Source organism: Acinetobacter sp. YH12151 (assembly GCF_013418355.1).
Taxonomy (GTDB): Bacteria; Pseudomonadota; Gammaproteobacteria; order Pseudomonadales; family Moraxellaceae; genus Acinetobacter; species Acinetobacter pseudolwoffii.
The window spans coordinates 21,753-42,186 of sequence record NZ_VPCG01000028.1 but is presented as its reverse complement, the minus strand read 5'-3'; the positions used below and the strand labels follow the sequence as shown (position 1 = coordinate 42,186).

The following is a 20,434-nucleotide window of genomic DNA, read 5'->3' as shown; positions in this document are numbered from 1 at the left end:
ATCTTTATTTTCAGGGGATACAAAATAAGCAAGGTCTTGCTCTACTTTCTTTAAGCTTTCAGTCAAGTATTTCATTGCAAGTTTTTTTAAAATTTAATACCTAAATTGTATATGTTTGACTATATTTATCAATATAATTATTTACTATCAATCACTCTTAACGTTGATGTATCTATATAAAAAGCAGCAAGATTAAAACTGAATTTCTAACCCGAATGACGTGTCGGTTTCGAAGTTCATCACCAGCCTATCTTTAGATAGGCTTTTTTAATCCTGAGAGTTTTGTCACCTTTTTAATTTTTGCTCCCCAATAAAAATGGATCCAGGCATAACCTGAATCCATTTTAAACCAAAGTACAGTAATACGCTGTCTTAGTTACGCTTATCTAAAGGCACCCAGTCAATCACCCAGGCAGATTTCATATTCAGACTGTCATCTGCAGCGATTTTTTTACGCGAAGCATCAGCAGTTTCCCGATCCTTTGATGGACCGACCATGATACGAATCCCTTTAGAGGTTGGACTCTTGGTCACTTTATAACCCTTGGCACGCAGTTTTGCCGCAACCGCATCTGCATTGGCTTCATTGGCTGCCAGTGCGACCTGCACCATCCACTGCTTGTCACTTTCACCTTCCAGCAATTTACGTGCCTGCTCAGCTTCTGCTTTCTTTTTGGCGTCTTCTGCTGCCTTTTTCTTGGCTTCTTCAGCCTTACGTTTGTCTTCGGCTTTACGTTTTTCTTCGGCGGCTTTACGTTCAGCTTCTTTCTTCTCGGCTGCCTTACGCTCTTCCTCAGCCTTACGTTTTGCCTCAGCCGTCTTACGCTCTGCTTCGGCTTTTTGCTGTTGCTCCAATTTACGTTTTTCTTCAGCCGCTTTGCTTTCAGCGGCTTTACGCTCCGCTTCTTTCTTGGCCGCTTCAGTTGAACTGTTGGCTTTTTGCTGCTCAAGCTTCTGCAGGGCTAGCTTTTTGTCTTGTGCAGCCTTTTCTTCAGCCAAGCGTTTCTGTTTGGCCTGTTCGTCTTCGACCAGTTCTGGTGGAATATTATCCGAGCTTTGCTGTCCCATACGATGCGCATTAAGTGCAGCATATTCTTCAGCCGCTTTACGCGCCGCATCTGCTTCTGCCTGCTGCTGCATCGCTAAAAATTCAGCCGCACGAGCCTCCTGCTCTGCCACAGATTTTTCCCGATCACGGCGTTGCTGTTCAAGTAAACGCTTTTCTGTTTCCACATCGACCGTCAAGGAACCCAGCGAATGATTCACTGCATCCTTAGTTTCCACTTCCGCAACCTGTGCCGGTTTCTGCTGACGGTCCTGCTTGATTTCATCTTGACCTTTCAGGAGTAATGCTGCCAATAAAACACCACCACCGAGTAAAACAACACCGCCCATCCAGCGCTGTTTGTTATTCATTGACATTCTTCCAAATACTCCCATACCGCTTCTAAGGTATGAAATGATCCACATACCAAAATCAGCTGATTATTATCTGTTTGATCCAGTGCTGATTTAAAAGCTAATTTCACATTGTCAAATTGTTCTACCGCCTCACCGCCTAGAGCCTCAGCTAAAATTGTGAGCTCTGCCGCACGTGGGACGGATAATGGTGCAATTTTCCACAATTGAACCGTGTCTTTCAATAACTTGGTGACAGAATTTATATCTTTATCTGCCAACATTGAAAACACACAAACGATATTTTTATAGTTTTGATTGTAATTTAAATAGTTTCGCAACTGTTTCAGCAGAAACTCGACCCCATGCGGGTTATGTCCGGCATCAAAAATCACGGTTTTATTCTGGATTTGACAGACTTCAAAACGTCCCGGCAACTTTGCCGTTTGAATCCCTTGTGCCATCACATCCTGACTGACGTTTAATCCGCTCAGCAGAATGGTAGCCACAGCGGTAGAAATATTATCTAGCGCCAACGATCCTGTAGAAAGTTTTAAGGTCGTACCCGAAGAGGCAAAGACCCAGCTTTGCCCATCTGCACATGCTTCATAGAAATAATCACGATTCACCGCATATAGGGGCGCGTTGCATTGCTGAGTTTTAGCTAAAATGGCTTGTGGAATCTGTTGCTGTCCACCAAACACCACCGGAATATTCGGCCGGATAATTCCGGCTTTTTCAAAGGCAATTTTCTCGATGCTATCACCGAGCCAATCGGTATGATCCAGACCAATATTGGTAATCACTGCTACATCCGGATTAACCACATTGACCACATCCAGACGACCGCCCAGACCGACTTCCAGCACCCAGACATCACATAACTGATCTTTAAAAATCACAAAAGCGGCCAAAGTGGTCGCTTCAAAGAAAGACAGGCTCAAATCACATTCGCGACGAGCCTGATCCACCTGAACAAAAGCATCCACCAACAACTGATCTTCAACTTCAATGCCGCGCAGTTTTACCCGCTCATTGAAACGGTACACGTGTGGAGATTGATACAGTCCGACCTTGAAGCCTTGTGCATTCAAAATCGCAGCCAGTGTGGTGGTGGTTGAACCCTTACCATTGGTTCCAGCCACCGTCAGCACTTTGGCCGCCGGACGTGTCACACCGAGCTTTTCAGCCACCGGAATAACCCGTTCCAGACCTAAATCAATACCCGTAACGTGAACATGGCTCCAATAATCGAGCCATGTACTTAAAGAATCTGTTGCTAGCGGTGCTGTGTTCAATGCAGGTTCATCAATTTCGTAACAATACGGTAAACTGTATCACGTAATGCGTGACGGTGAACAATCTGATCGATTACCCCATGATCAAGCAAATATTCCGCGCGCTGGAACGGTTCTTCCAGTTTTTCACGGACAGTTTGTTCGATCACTCGTTTACCGGCAAAGCCAATCATCGCCTTCGGTTCAGCCAGATGTACATCACCCAGCATCGCCAATGATGCAGTGACACCACCGTATACCGGATGCGTCAATACCACCACATAAGGCAGGCCTGCTTCTTTTAAACGCTGGATAGCAGCCGAAGTACGTGCCATTTGCATCAAGGACAACATGCCTTCCTGCATACGTGCACCGCCTGAAGCAGCAAAGCAGATCAAGGGCTGACGGGCTTCAATCGCACGCTCTGCCGCCTGAACAAAACGGTCACCGACCACTGTCCCCATAGAGCCGCCCATGAAATCGAATTCAAATGCACAGGCAATCATTGGGACATCTTTTAGCAGGCCTTGAATCACGACCAACGCTTCGGTTTCGCCGGTTTTCTTTTGCGCTTCTGCCATACGCTCTGGATAAGCTTTGCTATCGACAAACTTTAACGGATCTTTAGCCTTAAACTCCTGACCCAGTTCAGTCTGTACCTGGTCAAAGAACCAGTTCAGGCGATCACGGGCTTTCATGCGTAAATGCTCATCACACTGCGGACAAACATAGGCATTGAATGACATCGCGGTACGGGTCACCAAAGCATGACATTCAGGACACTCGACCGTAGGCTCGGTAAATGTCGCTTTGTAGATCGTTTGCTCATCAGGTACATGAATGCCTGGAACAATGCGTTCCGTCCATGGGGTCGATGGGCTCAGAATTTTGCCTGATTTCACGGGTTGACTCATACTATAACTCATCGAGCGCTGCTCGAAGCTCCTTGACTTTATTCACCGTCGCAATAACGGCTTGTTCTGGTGCAAGCGTTGCAAACTGCTTTACAAACGCACTTCCCACAATAACTGCATCGGCAGCAACACCCATCGCTTTCGCAGATGCAGCATCGCTGATACCGAAACCTACGCCTACAGGAACATCAGTCACAGCTTTAATCTTTTGAATGCGGGCAGCGGCTTCAGAGACATCTAAAGTTGCTGCACCGGTCACGCCTTTCAAGGATACATAGTAGATAAAGCCAGTGGCCTGTTTCGCTACGTGTTGAATACGTGCATCGGTTGAAGTAGGTGCCAGCAGGAAAATCTGATCCATGTCATATTTTTCCAGTACTTCACCCAGACTTTGTGCTTCCTCTGGCGGTAAGTCCACCAGCAGCACGCCATCTACTCCACATTCGTAAGCATAAGCCACAAACTTTTCATAGCCAATCACTTCGACCGGATTCAGATAACCCATCAGCACCACAGGTGTTTCGCGATCTTTCAAGCGAAATTCTTTCACCATGTGCAGTGCGTCCAAAGTATTGGTTCCGCCTGCCAGCGCACGTTCAGCCGCTAAAGCAATTACGGGACCATCTGCCATCGGGTCTGAGAAAGGAAGTCCCAGCTCAATCACGTCGACACCCGCTTCCACCATCTCATGCAGCAAAGGCACTGTGACTTCTGGATGCGGATCACCCGCCATGACATAAGAAACTAAAGCTTTACGCTGTTGAGATTTAAGTTGTCCAAATCGTGTGGCTAAACGTGACATAGGGTGGTATTTTCCTTAACGTGTTTCAAACTTGAGGCATTGACTATGTAGAAATACAAGACATCGCATTGTAACGCTATTTTTTGTCCAATGAACAGTCTGCGATACCGACCTCGAGTACTTCATTTCCTGTGCGAAGATTTCAAAACAATTCGGAAGGGTCTATTTACGATTATTTTGATTTTTTTCACAATGATCAAAGATGCCTAATTTTGCTATTAGCTAAAATCTTGAATATTTAGATAAACTTATTTTTATCATATAAAAATTAATAAAAATGCAGATGTTAGCGCATTCATTTAAAGTTTTCTGAAATAGCAAAACCTGCTTTATACTAGTCCTATTCTCTTACTTTTTTATCTCCTATGCAGACTGATTCTGAGGCGACAGTGCAGGCACGCGCCATTGCACTGCTGCCACTTATTGTATTTTTAACCCTATTTTTGGGTAGCGGGATCTATCATTCCCTGATCGGAACCGAGTTCGCGTTCTATCAGGTGAAAGCGCCTGTGGCTGCCCTGCCTGCGATTATCTTGGCTGCATTAGTGTATCGCGGCAAACTCAACCAGGGCATTGAGGAATTCCTCAGAGGTGCCAGTCATCCGAACTTAATTCTGATGTTTATGGTGTTTATGTTGGCCGGCGCTTTTGCCAGCGTCAGTAGCGCCATTGGCAGTGTTGATGCCACCGTGCAGATGGGCTTGTCGGTGATTCCACCCACATTTATTCTGCCGATGTTATTTGTGATCTCGGCCTTTATTGCTACGGCGATGGGTACCTCCATGGGCACCATTGCGGCCTGTGCGCCGATCGCTTTTGGTTTCACCCAGGTGACCGATATCGATGTGATTTATGCCATTGGTGCAGTCGTAGGCGGTGCCATGTTTGGTGATAACCTGTCCATGATTTCAGACACCACCATTGCGGCGACCACCAGCCAACGCGTACAACTGCGTGACAAGTTCAGGGTCAATATCTGGATTGCGGTTCCTGCATCGATCGTCACTATTCTGATTTACGTGTTGAGTACTGGCAGTAGCAATGCGGTGGAATACAAGGCCTTTAACTGGCTTCTGGTTTTACCTTATATCGCCGTATTTATTTTAGCCTTTAGCCGTTTACACGTTCTGGCTGTACTGACCATTGGGGTGCTACTTTCCGGGTTGTTTGGCCTGTTTGCCACAGCTGAATTTGATCTGCTCAAACTGAATACTTCAATTTATGACGGCTTTGTCGGCATGTTTGAAGTGGCGTTATTGTCGATGTTCCTCGGTGGCCTGTCGGCAATCATGCAACGTGAAGGCGGTTTACGTTGGCTGATCGAGCGTATTTATAGCCTGACTCGTCTGTTTAAAGTCGGTCAGCAACGTGCCGGTGAAATCGGGATTAGTTTTCTAGTGGTGTTTTCGAATATCTTTGTGGCCAATAATACCGTGGCAATTATTCTGTCGGGTGATATGGCACGTGAAGTCGCCAAAGAATACGGCGTGGATCCCAAGCGTTCTGCAGCACTGATGGATATTTTCTCCTGCGTGGTACAAGGTCTGATTCCTTATGGTGCACAGTTGCTCCTCGCCTGCTCGATTGCAAAAATCTCACCGGTTGAACTGATTGGCGGCTTGTACTATTGCTGGATTCTGGCCATCTTCGCAATTGCTGCGATTGCGTTGAGATTCCCCAACCTTAAAGCAACCGCTTAATCTCTGTATCATCCTCACATCAAAAAGCGATCTGATTGGGTCGCTTTTTTATTGCTGTGCATGCTTTAACTGTTTCTTGCGCTGGAACAAAGTCTGTCCGGTGGCTGCTTTATAGGCGCGGGCCAAGGCCGACTGGTCGGAATAATCCAGCGCTTCAGCAATCTCGCTCAGACTAAGCCCCTGCTGTAACAAAATCTCACAGCGTTTGATGCGCTGCTGTTGCAGCAGTTTTTTAAATGAAGTTTGATATATGCTGAATAAGCGTTGCAAGCTTCGGGTCGACATCCACAACTGCTGGGCAAGCTGCTCAATTTTGATCGCCTGTTGCCTGGTTCGCAACTGTTCGGCAATGATTTGCTGTGCTTGCTGCAAGGTATTTTCAACAGGTACTTTTGCTGCAATCGCCTGTTCCGCCTGAAGAGTCAGCAACTGCAATAATATGGGGTCAGCATGCTCAGACCCATGAGCTAACCCCTGTACATCCAGTTCCAGAGCATAATAATCTTGAGAAAACTGAACCTCACAGGCAAAGAATTTTTGATAATGCATTTGTGCCATTTCAGCTGCATGAGCCAGTCGTACACAACGCAATAAAAGTGGCTGCTCTTGCAAAATAACCCGTCCCAGTTGCACCATTGCTGCCATGGTGAGCTCATTTAACAAATTATATTTTTCATCTAAATAGCCCCAATAGAGTTCCATACTGTGTTCATGCTGCTTCAACTGTAAAGGCACGAATTCACTGCCATCAATCACCAGCCGCTGAAAGCGCATGCTATAGCCGATCATTTCCGCGACACTACTGCTACGTGAAACCATATAACCCAGTACACCAAAATGCTCAGGACGAATGACCTGCACGATTTCAAAAATCAGCTGCGGACAGTTCAGATGTTGCCGAGTAGTTAAAATAATATGATTCAACAATTCCAAAGGTACTTGTGTATCAAAAGGCTGATCGATGAGGGTCACAAGCGAGTCATGCACATCTTGCAGAAAGTCGGCAGTTAAGGGTTCAATCCCCACATCACGCAAATAAGTCGCCCAGAGCTGAAGATAACCATTGGATATTTTTATGTCTTGCATGTGCGATTCTCGCTGGCAGCTCTAATCTGACCAGTTTTATTTTCATTTGGCATAAAATGTATAAAAATTGGCAAGCTCTGTCAAAACAATGGCGAGATTCGCCGACATACTGTCAGCATCGTCACAAAAAAGAATCTACAAGATGAACGCCATATTAAAATCCGCCCTACAGCCTGTGGTTCGCACCCAACTTGATTTTAAACTGGATGAAATTCCACGTTACTGGTTCGGCGGCGATCCCTTTATGACACGCATGTTCGATGCCCTGAGCCTGACCTTTCCAGACGGCGAGCGCTATTTTATTCAGAGTGTCCGCCTGTTCCGCGATCAGATCCAGGACCCAGAGCTGCAACAACGTGTCGCGGATTTTATCCGCCAGGAAGCCCAGCACGGCATCGCGCATGACAAAATGAATCAGTTGATGCGCGAGCAAGGCATGCCTGTAGACCAATTTATTGAACGTTTAAATAAAATTTTCAATTATGATCTGAAGCACCGCTCACCCCAGTTTAATATTGCCATTACCGCTGCGGCAGAGCATTTAACGGCGCTTATGGCAGAAACTTTTTATGGACAAAAACAGACCCTGAAAGATGCCCATCCTTTTGTACGGGCATTATTGGCCTGGCATGCCATTGAGGAAATGGAACACCGTGATGTAGCTTTTGATGTGATGAAAAATGTGGCTAAAACCCCAGAATTTACCCGTCGAGCCACCTTAGTCAGCACGACCATTTTAATGTTTAGTTTTACCGTCTACCGTGCCAATGTCATGCTGAAACATGATGGCTTTAGTCTCTTGCAACGCTTGCAGATGAATCTCAAGAGCTTACCCTGGTTTTTTGGCCCAAAAGGCACATTGACCCGAATGGGCAAACAGTATCGAGACTGGTTTAAAAAAGACTTTCATCCGAGTCAGCACCCAGTGATTGCCCAATACGATGTCTGGATCAACACCCTAAATGAAACCGGCGATCCGATTCAAGCCTGTGAAGCCTTCTGGCAGGCCGCGAAAGACTAAACGTGAGCATCGCTTAAATCAAAAAACCTTCATTAACTTGAAGGCTTTTTGATTTAAGATGATTTACCATTTGGCATAATGCTGCTCAAGCAAGGCATATTCATTCAGTAAAATAATTTCCTGATCATCCTGCTGAATGGTGCCACAGACTTTGGCCTGCCACTGGCTAAACTGGCTGCCGACCAGACGCAAATTCAGATTTTCATAACGTCGCCAGCCTGTGCTTACAGTCAGATTTAGCTTTTCATCTAGCGATTGAATCGTCCATTGAGTTTCGGATGCCTGCTGAAAGAGCACATCAGCCAATGGATAAATTTTTCCGTTGATCCACAAACAGTTTTCATTACCAAAGCTTTCGTTAACACCGGATGCTAAATTAATTCCAATCCGCTGATTGGTCGCATCCCAAAAGTTACACGACAACCAAAACCAGGCAGTTTCTGGACGTAGAAAACCACAGGTGTCATCCAGCAAGGCAAAAGTTCGTTCGTTAAATTGAATCTTTTGTTTTTGTTTATTTAGAAAATAGCCTTCACAACCTAAGGTCGTGAGCTTTTGCGTATAAGTCCAACCATTAATACCAGTTGGGCTACACATACTTAAAGGATCGGTTCCTGCACAAAAGATTCGTGCACTGAGCTGAATTTCGCCGTATTTACTGACATTGATATAGCGCACACCGTTGGCATGCTGAATATCGACCTGAAAAGGCGATTTATGAAAATAACTGTGATTGAATAATGGCTGTTCATCCAGCACAGTATGGCGAGACAGGAAATTAATCGCATTCCATTCCAGAACGTCATTGGTCATATGGTTGTAGACATAGACAAAACTGTGCCCTGCCCATGCAATATCGGCAATCGCCAGCCCAATGGTATAATGTTCGTGCTGAATACTACAAAATTTGAATTTCTTATATTTTAGATGCTTACGCCAGCCTGACAGCACCTGACCATAAGGGTTCTTGTATTGATATGCCTGATAGTCAATACTTTTTGGAAGTTCCTTGAAACGTCCATAGTGCGGTTGTCCATTTGCCTGAATTAAATCCATTTAAGATGTTCCATCTCAGTCAAAAGCTGTTTTTCCTTTCCGGTATTATGCAGATTATTGAACTTTGATAAAGATTTTTTTTAAGTCACTCGTCGAATCCTGACACTCAGCCACGCTATAGCCCTATGCTTCAGTTTTAAATCGTGAGATAGGTATTTTCCCAGCGATTCGCACTAAAATGTCCCTCGACCAGCTGTACATATCGGCCATACACCTGATCAATCGCAATGCAATCATCGACATCCAGCACCCGGTCAGTATGCTGTTTTTGCCAGTGCTTGGCGAAATAAGCTTTACCGCGCTGTTTTGCCACCATGGCATTCTGTGCCACCACCAGCACATAACGGTGCAGCTCACCAAATTCACGTGCATCATAACCCCCTAAATTAATCAGCCAAAGCTTTTCGGCAGCCTGATTCGGGGCAGCATCGCTAAATTGAACGTGATAATTTTTGCCCTCGAACTCCAGTCCATTAATTTGCGCCCAAGCATCAATATGCAGCCCTTTTTGCTCGGCAAACCAGGCATTTTTCAGTTGAGGATAGGTTTCTTCCAGAGTTTCGCCTACTGCCAGTACCACATCATGAACTTCTGTATTGGCACGGGCATGACGGCCACCAAGCATCACAATAAATAAACTGGGCATCCGATTTCCTTATTTCGCTGCAATTTTAAGAATGATTTGATCAATGCTTAGAAGTATATCGCAAAGTAATTCCATGATATTGAGGTGGCGATTCGTCAAGGCAAATTGCCTCAATTGACCCGAAGAAACTGCCCCGAAATAGCATCTGATCACTCAACATTCATTTGTATTTCGGGATCATCACGATCCCACCCAATGCTCAAAAACTCATCTTCAGTGAATACAATCTGGTAGCATAAAATTTCTTTCCAGCACCATAATGATTTCTAATCGCAGAAAATTATTTTTTTGTACAAAATACAAACACAGCTAAACCATACAAATCTGTACAAATTTTCGCCCAAATTTCAATCTAAAAGCATATTTCGTTGACTGAAATGCGCTGAAAGACGATACTCTCAATGTTTTTATTTAAGCAAATCGGTTCAATGAGGCTGGACCAAAAGTTCGGCCCTCAGAAACTCAATCCAACGCAAGGGGCTATATATGGCTGGTGGAAAGTCAACTATCATTTACACACTGACCGACGAGGCGCCATTACTGGCGACTTATTCTCTGCTGCCGATCATTGAGACCTTTACTAAGCCAGCTGGCGTTGAGATCGTCAAAAGTGACATCTCTGTAGCTGTGCGCGTGCTCTCTGAATTTACAGATTACCTAAGCGAAGAGCAAAAGGTGCCTGACACTCTAGCTGAGCTAGGTCGTCTTACACAAGATCCAGACACGAACATTATCAAACTCCCAAATATCAGTGCTTCTGTTGGCCAGCTAACAGCGTGTATCAAGGAACTCCAGTCTAAAGGCTATGCCCTTCCTGACTATCCTGAAAACCCGGCCACTGAAGAAGAAAAAGCAATCAAGGCACGTTATAGCAAATGTCTTGGTTCAGCAGTAAACCCGGTACTACGTGAAGGTAACTCAGACCGTCGTGCACCTGCTGCCGTTAAAAACTATGTGAAAAAACACCCACACTCTATGAGCGAGTGGAAACAGTGGTCTCAAACTCACGTTTCACACATGGACGAAGGCGACTTCTACCATGGCGAAAAGTCGATGACTTTAGACCGTGCACGTAATGTGAAAATGGAATTGATCACCAAGTCTGGTAAAACCATCGTTCTTAAGCCAAAAGTTGCGCTTCAAGATGGCGAAATCATCGATTCAATGTTCATGAGCAAAAAAGCGCTTTGCGATTTCTATGAAAAAGAATTAGATGATTGTAAAGAAGCCGGCATCTTGTTCTCACTTCACGTGAAAGCAACCATGATGAAAGTTTCACACCCGATCGTATTCGGTCACTGTGTGAGAATTTACTACAAAGACGCATTTGAAAAACACGGCAAGTTATTTGATGAGCTTGGCGTGAACGTAAACAACGGTATGGCTGGTCTTTATGAAAAGATCGAAACTCTACCAACCTCTGTACGTGAAGAAATCATTGCAGATCTACATGCTTGCCAAGAACATCGTCCAGCACTTGCGATGGTTGATTCTGCCAAAGGCATCACGAACTTCCATTCACCAAATGACGTGATTGTAGATGCTTCTATGCCTGCAATGATCCGTGGTGGCGGTAAAATGTGGGGCGCTGATGGCAAACCTTATGACTGTAAAGCCGTCATGCCTGAATCAACATTCGCACGTATTTACCAGGAAATGATCAACTTCTGTAAGTGGAATGGCAATTTTGATCCACGTACAATGGGTACAGTACCGAACGTTGGTTTGATGGCACAAAAAGCGGAAGAATACGGTTCACACGACAAAACTTTCGAGATCTCTGAAGCGGGTATTGCTAACATCGTTGATCTTGAAACTGGCGAAGTGTTGATGTCACAAAACGTGGAAGAAGGCGATATCTGGCGTATGTGTCAGGTGAAAGACGCACCGATCCGCGACTGGGTGAAACTTGCGGTAACTCGCGCGCGTAACTCCGGCATGCCGGCAATCTTCTGGCTTGACCCGTACCGTCCACACGAAAATGAACTGATCAAGAAAGTTGAAAAATACCTGAAAGATCACGACACTGCCGGTCTTGATATCCAGATCATGTCACAAGTACGTGCAATGCGTTATACGCTTGAACGTGTTGCGCGCGGTCTAGATACCATTTCTGTAACAGGTAACATCCTGCGTGACTACCTGACTGACTTGTTCCCGATCATGGAATTGGGTACATCTGCGAAAATGTTGTCAATCGTGCCGTTAATGGCGGGTGGCGGCATGTACGAAACAGGTGCAGGCGGTTCTGCGCCTAAACACGTACAGCAGTTAGTTGAAGAAAACCACTTACGCTGGGATTCACTCGGTGAATTCATGGCGCTTGCAGTTTCTCTAGAAGAAATGGGTATTAAAGAAGGCAATGACAACATCAAGTTACTTGCTAAAACTTTAGACCGTGCAACTGGCAAATTGCTAGATAACGACAAGTCACCTTCTCGTCGTACTGGCGAACTCGACAACCGTGGTAGCCATTTCTACCTGGCGAAGTTCTGGGCTGAAGAACTTGCTGCTCAAGACGAAAATGCTGAATTGAAAGCGAAATTTGCACCACTTGCAAAAACTTTAGCTGAAAATGAAGAGAAAATCGTTACTGAGCTTGCTGAAGTTCAAGGTAAATCAGTAGACATCGGTGGTTACTACGCTGTTGATCAAGAGAAAGTAAATGCAGTGATGCGTCCAAGTGCTACTTTGAATGCAGCACTTGCTACGATCTAAGCTTTTGCAAAACTGACTTGATCAGTAATGTAAAATAAAAAAACCGGCGTCTAGGCGCCGGTTTTTTATGTCTGATTGATGTATCAAAGTTATTCAATTAATCTATTTTTCGCTATAGATATAAATCATCATCTTACTGACAAAACCACTCAAATTCAGTCAAAAACCATTTTAAGAAATGATGAAAATAAATACTTTTAAATATACAGACAATAAAAAACCCCAAGACTGAATGTGCTTGGGGTTTTCTAGAATCTTGGTCCCGAGGGTCGGACTCGAACCGACACGTCATCTCTGACAGCGGATTTTGAGTCCGCCGCGTCTACCAATTTCACCACCTCGGGAGTGGATGAAAGGTATAATACGCGATTTCTCGGCACTGTCAACGCAGAATATTTACATTTGTTTATTTTTAAAACAAATGGCATTTTTTCGTTTTAAAATCGAGCAATTCCCGCCATAAAAAAGAAAAAAGTTTATACTAGCCGCAGTTTTTTTAGCGTAAATCATCATGCAACTTTCTGATTTTAATTTTGATCTCCCCGATGAGCTGATTGCTCGCTATCCTCTGGAAACACGCAGTGCCTCTCGCCTGCTGCACCTCGACGCACACGGTCAATATCACGACCATCAATTTACCGACATTCTGGACTTGCTTGAAGACGGCGACTTACTGGTATTGAACGACACCAAAGTCATGAAAGCACGTCTAAAAGGCAAACGTGCCTCAGGCGGTGCCATAGAAGTACTGGTTGAACGCATGATGGATCAGTTCATTGCACATTGTCATATCAAGGCCAGCAACTCACCGAAAGCCGGTGCAGAACTGTTTATTGGCCCAGATGCAGTAAAAGTGACCGTGCAAGGTCGTCATGAAAACCTGTTTATTGTGGAATTTTCACAGCCGATTTTAGATGTCTTAGACAAATATGGCGCCCTCCCTATTCCGCCCTATTTCAACCGTGAAGCAGAAGAAATTGATACCGAACGTTATCAAACTGTGTTTAATGATCCAACCAAGCTGGCCAGTGTCGCAGCACCTACGGCTTCTCTGCATTTCGATGAAGACTTATTGAAAAAGTTAGCAGCCAAAGGAATTCAGACCACCTTTGTCACACTACATGTGGGCGCAGGTACATTCTTACCAGTCCGCACTACCGATATTGAAAATCACATCATGCACAGCGAATGGTGCCAGGTGTCCGATGAGTCGATGGAACTCATCAAAACAACTAAAGCGCGTGGCAATAAAGTCATTGCCGTTGGTACAACGGCTACCCGTGCCACAGAAAGTGCGGCGCAGGCCAATGGCAGTGAGCTGAAAGGCTGGACCGGTGATACCCAGATTTTCATTTATCCGGGTTATCAGTTCAAAGTGGTCGATCGTCTGATTACCAATTTCCATTTACCGGAATCTACCCTGTTAATGCTGGTTTCTGCCCTATCTAATCGTGACAACATTCTGAATGCTTACAAGCATGCAGTAGACAGCCACTATCGCTTCTTCAGTTATGGCGATGCCATGCTGATTGATCAGGCACAATAGCGAGAATAGCTGCCCATGCCGATCGAGTCTGTACAACAGTCCATTCATATTCGCCGCAAGAAAAATGCAGTGGTGTTTCAGAATATTGCCCGGCTGTGGGATTTGGGCCGTCAAGCCAAGAGTCATCAAGACCTGCTGGACGGATTGCATCCCTGGAATGGCCCGATAACGCTAAAATTTGAAAATAATCTGCCATTGGCGCTGGCTGGTATTGGTTTGTTGCTCATCGTCAGCATTTTTATTGCACCGGAAAATATCTGGATTCAAAGTGGCGTTTTTCTGGGCAGCCTGCTGCTGTTCTGGGCCTATCTTTGCTATGAGCAACAACAACCATTAGATGAAGTTATTGGCTTTCTGGAAGATGCAGCACTGGCCAAAAAATATCAGCTTGCCTTTCAGCAACAGCCACAGCATATTTCAATTCCTTTAAATCCCCTGCATTTTATTGGACATTTAAAACGTTTATTCCCCTTATTCAATCAAGGTTCTTTGAGTAATGAGATTACACGTTATGCCAGTACGATATGGGAAGATGAAAACGGCCAGCAACATCAGGTGCTGCTGTTTCAATATCACTATATTGATGAAGTACAGGTTCGCAACAAGCAAGGGCAGCCGGTTAAATTAATGCAGGTTCACAAAGACCTGTGGGGCGTATTTGTATTTGATATCCAGATTCAGGGGCTGGCGGTCACGACTTCTCGACGTAAATTTTATTATCCTTATAGCCATCCTTGGCATAGTAGCGATATTCGTACCAATCAACGCTTAAACTTTTATGGCAGTGATCCGATGCAAACCGCCAAATTACTCAGTCCGGGTTTTGTACTGCGTCTGGCCGATTTTTTTGCACAGCGTCAGGGGGATTTACTGTTTCATCCAGAAAATCGGATGCTCTGCTATCTGGGGCCTCATGACCTATTTCAGGTGTCGAGCAAGCATCGTCATATCAATGATATTTCGACATTGCGCGGCCATCTCAGAACGTTTAAATTAAGACAACTCGAACAGTTACAACATGATCTTGTGCAGTTTTTAAAATAACTGCTTTTTTTTAAATCAATATTTTCAGAATATAAATATGAATTGGGGAGATCTCGCATGGGATTTTTGGTTTTATGTTTGATCATTATTGCGCTGATTGTGCTGATCATTATGATCCGCAACAGTATTGTCCGTCATCACAACGCGACGATTCGCGCCTGGTCGGATGTTGCCAGTTATGAACGGCAGAAACTGAAAATTCTGGATGGGCTGCAGCCGCTGGTCGAGCAATATTCTTCTTTTGAAAAAGGCACACTGGAAAAAGTCACCGAACTGCGTCAGAACATCATGAATTTAAATATCAACGATGCCGACATTTCTCAGTTACAGCGCATTGAAAGCCTGAACAAACAACTCATGCATAGCCTCAATGTAGTGGTTGAAAACTATCCCGAGCTAAAAGCCAATGACATTTATCTGAAAATGATGGCTGAAATTGAAGAACAGAATGAAAATGTCGGTGCGGCAATTACCATTTATAATCGCAATGTGGAACTGTTTAATAACCAGATCCAGATTTTCCCACACAATGTGATTAATAATATGCTGTTAGGAAAAAAAGCAGTTCGCCCTTTTCGCGATCAGAGCGCAACCCAGAGTTTTGACTATCGTCCAAATTTTCACTGAGCAACTATCTCATCTGATCGACTTTCTCATCCTGGCGTACTCAACTTATAATAAAATGCCCCAGGATGAAGCTACACCTTTATAAAACCAATAAAATAAAGAATAAAAATTATGCTGAATTATGTAGAGCGCTTAGAGCAGACGCTGGTGGAAGAATTTTATCCGCTTTATGACCATTATCAGGACGATGGAATCTATGCCTGTAGTCTGGTCTTTGACGAATTTTTACTGCTGGATGATCTGGCTATTTCGACTGAGTGCAGTATTTTTAAAGATCCGGAGGATCAGCGGCAATATCTGGCTGAACAAGATCGCTGGAATGTCCCAAAATGGCGTTATCGGGCACAAGCTGCGCCCGACTCCGGACTGATCCCGTTCAAAACTTTGCTGGCCGATTATTTTAAAACCCAGCATAGTTTTGGTCATCCGCTATTGGGACAGCAACAGCTCCACACAACACATCTGGACTTATTACTGCAAACGTTCAAACAGGCCAAATATCGCCTCTCCGAAGCCTATGGTCTGGATCTGGGCAATATACTTTTTTTCCTGAGCCTGCCAAACCAGGCCGAATTTGAACGCCGATCTGCACTGGAACTCAACCCAGAAAGCGCCTTATTGCAAAACTTTCTAGCCTCCCGACATGCCCAGCCTTTTTCTGAAATCAGTAAGCGATTAAAACTCTCGCAAAATGACAAAGACATTCTGATTGATCTGGAGCAAATGCTGGTGATGGAGCCTTATGATTATCTGCAAGTGGCGCACGATGCCTATTTGCTGACCTTGGAATCCTACTTTATCGACAGCAATATCTATATCCAGAAACTGATCCAGCATATTGCCGCCATGGCCTCTGAACCGGATGGCAGCTGTGCTCTTAGCCGGGAAGATATCCAGCAGCGCTTGCAACAGTTTTCTGCAAATTCGACTATTTCACCTGATCTTGCATTTATTCAACGATAAATAAAATTACAGAGCGAATGCTCTACAATGCTGGCGTTTAGCGTAAGAATCAAGGAAAATAGCGCCCTTTAGCTATGAACTAGCAGCGAACTGTTTTTTCGCCTGGATGTGGAACTCCTATGAAGTTTGAAAAATTAGGTCAGTCGGGTCGCGCCCGTCGTGGTCGTTTAACGCTTGAACATGGTGTGGTTGAAACCCCGATGTTTATGCCTGTCGGCACTTACGGTACGGTCAAAGGCCTGTTGCCGCGTGATATTAAAGAGATCAAGTCTCAAGTCATTTTGGGCAATACCTTCCATTTGTATTTACGTCCAGGACTCGATGTGATTCGTGAACATGGTGGCCTGCACGAATTTATGAAGTGGAATAATCCCATTTTGACCGATTCCGGTGGCTTCCAGGTGTTCAGTCTGGGCGCAATGCGTAAAATTAAAGAAGAAGGGGTCACCTTCCGCTCACCCATCGATGGTTCAAAAGTATTTTTATCGCCTGAAATTTCAATGGACATTCAGCACACGCTGAACTCTGACATTGTGATGATTTTTGATGAATGTACGCCGTACCCTGCGACGCATGAAGAAGCGCAAAAATCCTTGCAACTGTCTTTGCGCTGGGCGAAGCGCTGTAAAACCCAACATCACGAGGTTCTGAAAAACCGTAATGCACTGTTTGGGATTATTCAGGGTGGCATGTATGAAGACTTACGTGAAGAATCGTTAAAAGGCCTGCTTGATATTGACTTTGATGGTTACGCGATTGGCGGTCTGTCCGTTGGCGAGCCTAAAGAAGAAATGATCAAGGTACTGGATTATCTTCCAGAACAAATGCCGGCAGATAAACCGCGCTATTTGATGGGGGTCGGCAAGCCTGAAGATATTGTGGAAGCGGTGCGCCGTGGTGTCGATATGTTTGACTGCGTGATGCCAACCCGAAATGCACGTAATGGTCATTATTTTGTCACAGATGGTCTGGTACGGATCCGTAATGCAAAATATCGTCACGATCAAAGCCCGCTTGATCCACATTGCGATTGCTACACCTGTACCAACTTCACTCGTGCTTATTTATTCCACCTCGAAAAATGTGGGGAAATGCTTGGTTCGATGCTCGGTACCATTCATAACTTGCGTTATTACCTGCGCTTGACTGAATCCATGCGTGATGCCTTGGACAACGGTACATTTGATGCGTTTGTGCAGGACTTTTATGCCCGTCGTGGCCTGGAAGTACCCCCTTGCCCGCAAGATTAATCCATCAGCATTTGCGCTGAGGAAAAAGACAATGTAAATTGCAAGAATATGTCAATTTATTATCAAGTTGATCACCAGTTTTTTTATTTTAGGAAAATGTAATGAGCCTTTTTATTTCGACTGCTCACGCTGCAGGTGAAGCTGCACAACAACCCAGCATGATGGCGAACCTTTTGATGATTGCGGTTTTTATTGCAATCTTCTATTTTTTGATCTGGCGCCCTCAATCTAAACGTGCCAAAGAACATCGTGCTTTGGTTGAAAGCCTTGGTGTTGGCAGTGAAGTCGTTTTTGCAGGCGGATTAATGGGCAAAATCACCAAGATTGAAGGTGACTTCGCAGTGGTTGAATTGAACCGTGGCGTAGAAGTTAAAGTTCAGCGTGCGAGTGTGATTTCAGTCCTTCCTGAAGGCACTTTAAATAACCTTTAATCAAAAATAGTCGTGCCCTTGCACGACTTTTTCATTTTAAGAAGAAAATAAATGCGTTACCCAGCATGGAAATATGTACTGATTCTAGTTGTACTAGTCATCAGTACCTTATATGCCCTGCCAAGTTTGTATCCAGATGAACCTGCTGTACAGATTTCGGGTGCCAAAGCCGGTACTCAAATTGATGCAAGCATCGTACAAAAAGCAGAGCAAATTTTAACAACTGAAAATATTGCCACCCATGACAATAGCTTTAGCAACAATGCTGCCTTATTACGTGTAGATTCAAGTGAATTGCAACTTAAAGCCAAAGAAGCTTTACGTCGCGGATTAGGTGATGATTACGTGGTTGCACTGAACCTTGCCCCGACCACGCCAGAATGGCTGCAAAAAATTGGTGCCAAGCCAATGAAGCTGGGTCTGGATTTACGTGGCGGTGTTCACTTCTTACTCGAAGTGGACATGGACAAAGCGATTGCGCAGCGCATGGAAACCTCTGCGACAGACCTACGTCGTCAGTTGCGTGATAACAACCTGAAATTTAATAGCCTGAACTTAAGCAGCAACACCATTGTGGTGCAGTTTGCCAGCAATGATGATCGTGCTGCAGCGATGGACTTCTTGCGCCGTAATGGCAATGAGTTTACCCAGCAGGCTGTTGCGACTGATACCGGTTCGACTTTACGTTTGACTTATACTGATGTACGTAAGCAAGAAATCGAGTCTTATGCAGTCAACCAGAACTTGACCACCTTACGTAACCGTATTAACGAGTTAGGTGTGGCAGAAGCACTGGTGCAAACCCAGGGCAGCAACCGTATTGTGGTTGAATTGCCGGGTGTACAGGATACTGCAGAAGCAAAACGTGTCTTGGGTCGTACCGCAAACCTTGAGTTTCGTCTGGTTTCTGACCTGAATGATCAATATATTGATCCATATACCGGTCAGGCGACTGGCACATTGCCACCAGGTACAGAAGTATTCGCTTATGAATCCCTGGACAGTGGTCGTCAGCTGCTTTTGAACCGCAACCGGATCTTGACTGGTGAACGTGTTCAGAATGCATCTTCTGGCTTTAGTCAGGACACCGGCGGTGCTGAAGTCAACATTACGCTAGACAGCGCAGGCGGCAAACTGATGTCGGATGCGACCCGTAATGCGGTTGGCAAACGTATGGCGGTACTGTTCATCGAGAACAAACAGCGCATTAGCTATGTGGAAGACCCTGCGACCGGTACTCAAACTGAAGTTCGTACCCCATATACTGAATCTGTCGTGATTAATGCTGCAACTATTCAGGCGGTACTCGGCTCTCAGTTCCGTATTACTGGTCTGGATTCTCCGCAGGAAGCTGCTGAACTTGCCTTGATGCTACGTGCAGGTGCTTTGGCTGCACCAATGTACTTTGTCGAAGAACGTGTGATTGGTCCAAGTCTGGGTCAGGAAAACATCGATAAAGGTGTCCTTTCAACTCAGATCGGTTTCCTCTTAGTTGCGATCTGGATGGTGGTCTTCTTCCGTCTGTTTGGTGTGATTGCCAACTTTGCTCTGGTCTTTAACCTGGCCATGCTTCTTACCGTCATGTCATGGATTGGGGCTTCTTTAACCCTTCCTGGTATTGCCGGTATCGTGATTACCATCGGTATGGCGGTCGATGCCAACGTACTGATCTGTGAACGAATACGGGAAGAGATGAAATGGGGTGCCTCGCCGAAACAGGCGATCGTGGCGGGTTATGATCGAGCCTATAACACCATTTTTGACTCGAACCTCACCACCTTCCTGGTTGCATTCATTCTGTTCGCGATTGGTACAGGTCCGATCAAAGGCTTTGCCGTGACCCTGATGATTGGTATCGTCTGCTCGATGTTTACTGCCATTACAGTAACCCGTGCCGTGGTACAGATCATTTATGGCAAAAAACGTAACTTGAAAAAGTTGAGCATTTAAGGAGA

17 protein-coding genes and 1 tRNA gene are annotated in these 20,434 nt (G+C 45.0%); 10 read left to right on the top strand and 8 right to left on the bottom strand.

Annotation, left to right across the window (positions count from 1 at the left end):
- Positions 1–372 precede the first annotated feature (372 nt).
- The 4 genes from FTU82_RS10960 to trpA are packed head-to-tail and all read right to left on the bottom strand — an operon-like array spanning position 373 to position 4,391.
- Positions 373–1,422 carry an SPOR domain-containing protein gene (locus FTU82_RS10960; protein ID WP_373683527.1) on the bottom strand — a complete coding sequence of 350 codons (1,050 nt, stop codon included), beginning with the start codon at positions 1,420–1,422 and terminating at the stop codon, positions 373–375.
- On the bottom strand, positions 1,413–2,696 hold the full coding sequence (gene folC / locus FTU82_RS10955) for a bifunctional tetrahydrofolate synthase/dihydrofolate synthase (RefSeq protein WP_180001493.1): 1,284 nt from the start codon (positions 2,694–2,696) through the stop codon (positions 1,413–1,415). The genes FTU82_RS10960 and folC overlap by 10 nt, the downstream gene beginning before the upstream one ends.
- Positions 2,693–3,589 carry an acetyl-CoA carboxylase, carboxyltransferase subunit beta gene (gene accD / locus FTU82_RS10950; protein WP_034608357.1) on the bottom strand — a complete coding sequence of 299 codons (897 nt, stop codon included), beginning with the start codon at positions 3,587–3,589 and terminating at the stop codon, positions 2,693–2,695. The genes folC and accD overlap by 4 nt, the downstream gene beginning before the upstream one ends.
- Position 3,590: 1 nt before the next feature.
- Positions 3,591–4,391 (bottom strand): tryptophan synthase subunit alpha, encoded by an 801-nt coding sequence (trpA, locus tag FTU82_RS10945; RefSeq protein WP_180001494.1) that lies wholly within the window; start codon positions 4,389–4,391, stop codon positions 3,591–3,593.
- A 365-nt stretch (positions 4,392–4,756) separates the two neighbouring features.
- Between trpA and FTU82_RS10940 the strand changes: the two genes are divergently transcribed.
- Positions 4,757–6,091 carry a Na+/H+ antiporter NhaC family protein gene (locus FTU82_RS10940; RefSeq protein WP_180001495.1) on the top strand — a complete coding sequence of 445 codons (1,335 nt, stop codon included), beginning with the start codon at positions 4,757–4,759 and terminating at the stop codon, positions 6,089–6,091.
- Positions 6,092–6,139: 48 nt separating this feature from the next.
- On the opposite strand, the gene FTU82_RS10935 is transcribed toward FTU82_RS10940, so the two are convergent.
- Positions 6,140–7,177 (bottom strand): AraC family transcriptional regulator, encoded by a 1,038-nt coding sequence (locus FTU82_RS10935; protein ID WP_005098065.1) that lies wholly within the window; start codon positions 7,175–7,177, stop codon positions 6,140–6,142.
- Positions 7,178–7,319: 142 nt separating this feature from the next.
- Between FTU82_RS10935 and FTU82_RS10930 the strand changes: the two genes are divergently transcribed.
- Complete coding sequence (locus FTU82_RS10930) at positions 7,320–8,198, top strand: metal-dependent hydrolase (protein ID WP_180101333.1); 879 nt, start codon at positions 7,320–7,322, stop codon at positions 8,196–8,198.
- Between the two features lie 63 nt (positions 8,199–8,261).
- Here the strand turns inward: FTU82_RS10930 and FTU82_RS10925 are convergent, their stop codons facing one another.
- Together FTU82_RS10925 and FTU82_RS10920 are read right to left on the bottom strand one after the other, a co-directional pair.
- Positions 8,262–9,254: a DUF2804 domain-containing protein gene (locus FTU82_RS10925; RefSeq protein WP_074383514.1), complete on the bottom strand. Its 993-nt coding sequence runs from the start codon at positions 9,252–9,254 to the stop codon at positions 8,262–8,264.
- 136 nt (positions 9,255–9,390) lie between these two features.
- A complete protein-coding gene (locus FTU82_RS10920; protein ID WP_005098068.1) occupies positions 9,391–9,900 on the bottom strand; it encodes a DUF1543 domain-containing protein in 510 nt (169 codons plus the stop codon).
- A gap of 486 nt (positions 9,901–10,386) precedes the next feature.
- Here FTU82_RS10920 and FTU82_RS10915 point away from each other — a divergent pair, with 486 nt between their 5' ends.
- Positions 10,387–12,618 carry an NADP-dependent isocitrate dehydrogenase gene (locus FTU82_RS10915; RefSeq protein WP_159138812.1) on the top strand — a complete coding sequence of 744 codons (2,232 nt, stop codon included), beginning with the start codon at positions 10,387–10,389 and terminating at the stop codon, positions 12,616–12,618.
- Positions 12,619–12,875: 257 nt separating this feature from the next.
- On the opposite strand, the gene FTU82_RS10910 is transcribed toward FTU82_RS10915, so the two are convergent.
- Positions 12,876–12,962: transfer RNA gene (locus FTU82_RS10910), tRNA-Leu, on the bottom strand.
- A 167-nt stretch (positions 12,963–13,129) separates the two neighbouring features.
- Between FTU82_RS10910 and queA the strand changes: the two genes are divergently transcribed.
- From queA to secD, 7 genes are all read left to right on the top strand, one after another.
- The gene (queA, locus tag FTU82_RS10905; RefSeq protein ID WP_180001497.1) at positions 13,130–14,164 is read left to right on the top strand and encodes a tRNA preQ1(34) S-adenosylmethionine ribosyltransferase-isomerase QueA; all 1,035 of its coding nucleotides are present in this window, start codon (positions 13,130–13,132) and stop codon (positions 14,162–14,164) included.
- 15 nt (positions 14,165–14,179) lie between these two features.
- Entirely contained in the window at positions 14,180–15,208 is a 1,029-nt protein-coding gene (locus FTU82_RS10900) for a hypothetical protein (RefSeq protein WP_180001498.1), read from the top strand.
- A gap of 57 nt (positions 15,209–15,265) precedes the next feature.
- The gene (locus tag FTU82_RS10895) at positions 15,266–15,835 is read left to right on the top strand and encodes a LemA family protein (protein WP_005098074.1); all 570 of its coding nucleotides are present in this window, start codon (positions 15,266–15,268) and stop codon (positions 15,833–15,835) included.
- Between the two features lie 111 nt (positions 15,836–15,946).
- Positions 15,947–16,798 (top strand): DUF4303 domain-containing protein, encoded by an 852-nt coding sequence (locus FTU82_RS10890; protein ID WP_180001499.1) that lies wholly within the window; start codon positions 15,947–15,949, stop codon positions 16,796–16,798.
- A 119-nt stretch (positions 16,799–16,917) separates the two neighbouring features.
- Entirely contained in the window at positions 16,918–18,048 is a 1,131-nt protein-coding gene (gene tgt, locus FTU82_RS10885) for a tRNA guanosine(34) transglycosylase Tgt (protein ID WP_005098076.1), read from the top strand.
- A 101-nt stretch (positions 18,049–18,149) separates the two neighbouring features.
- The gene (gene yajC, locus FTU82_RS10880; protein WP_005098077.1) at positions 18,150–18,479 is read left to right on the top strand and encodes a preprotein translocase subunit YajC; all 330 of its coding nucleotides are present in this window, start codon (positions 18,150–18,152) and stop codon (positions 18,477–18,479) included.
- A 51-nt stretch (positions 18,480–18,530) separates the two neighbouring features.
- Positions 18,531–20,429, top strand: a complete 1,899-nt coding sequence (secD, locus tag FTU82_RS10875) for a protein translocase subunit SecD (protein ID WP_180001500.1) — start codon at positions 18,531–18,533, stop codon at positions 20,427–20,429.
- Positions 20,430–20,434 lie beyond the last annotated feature (5 nt).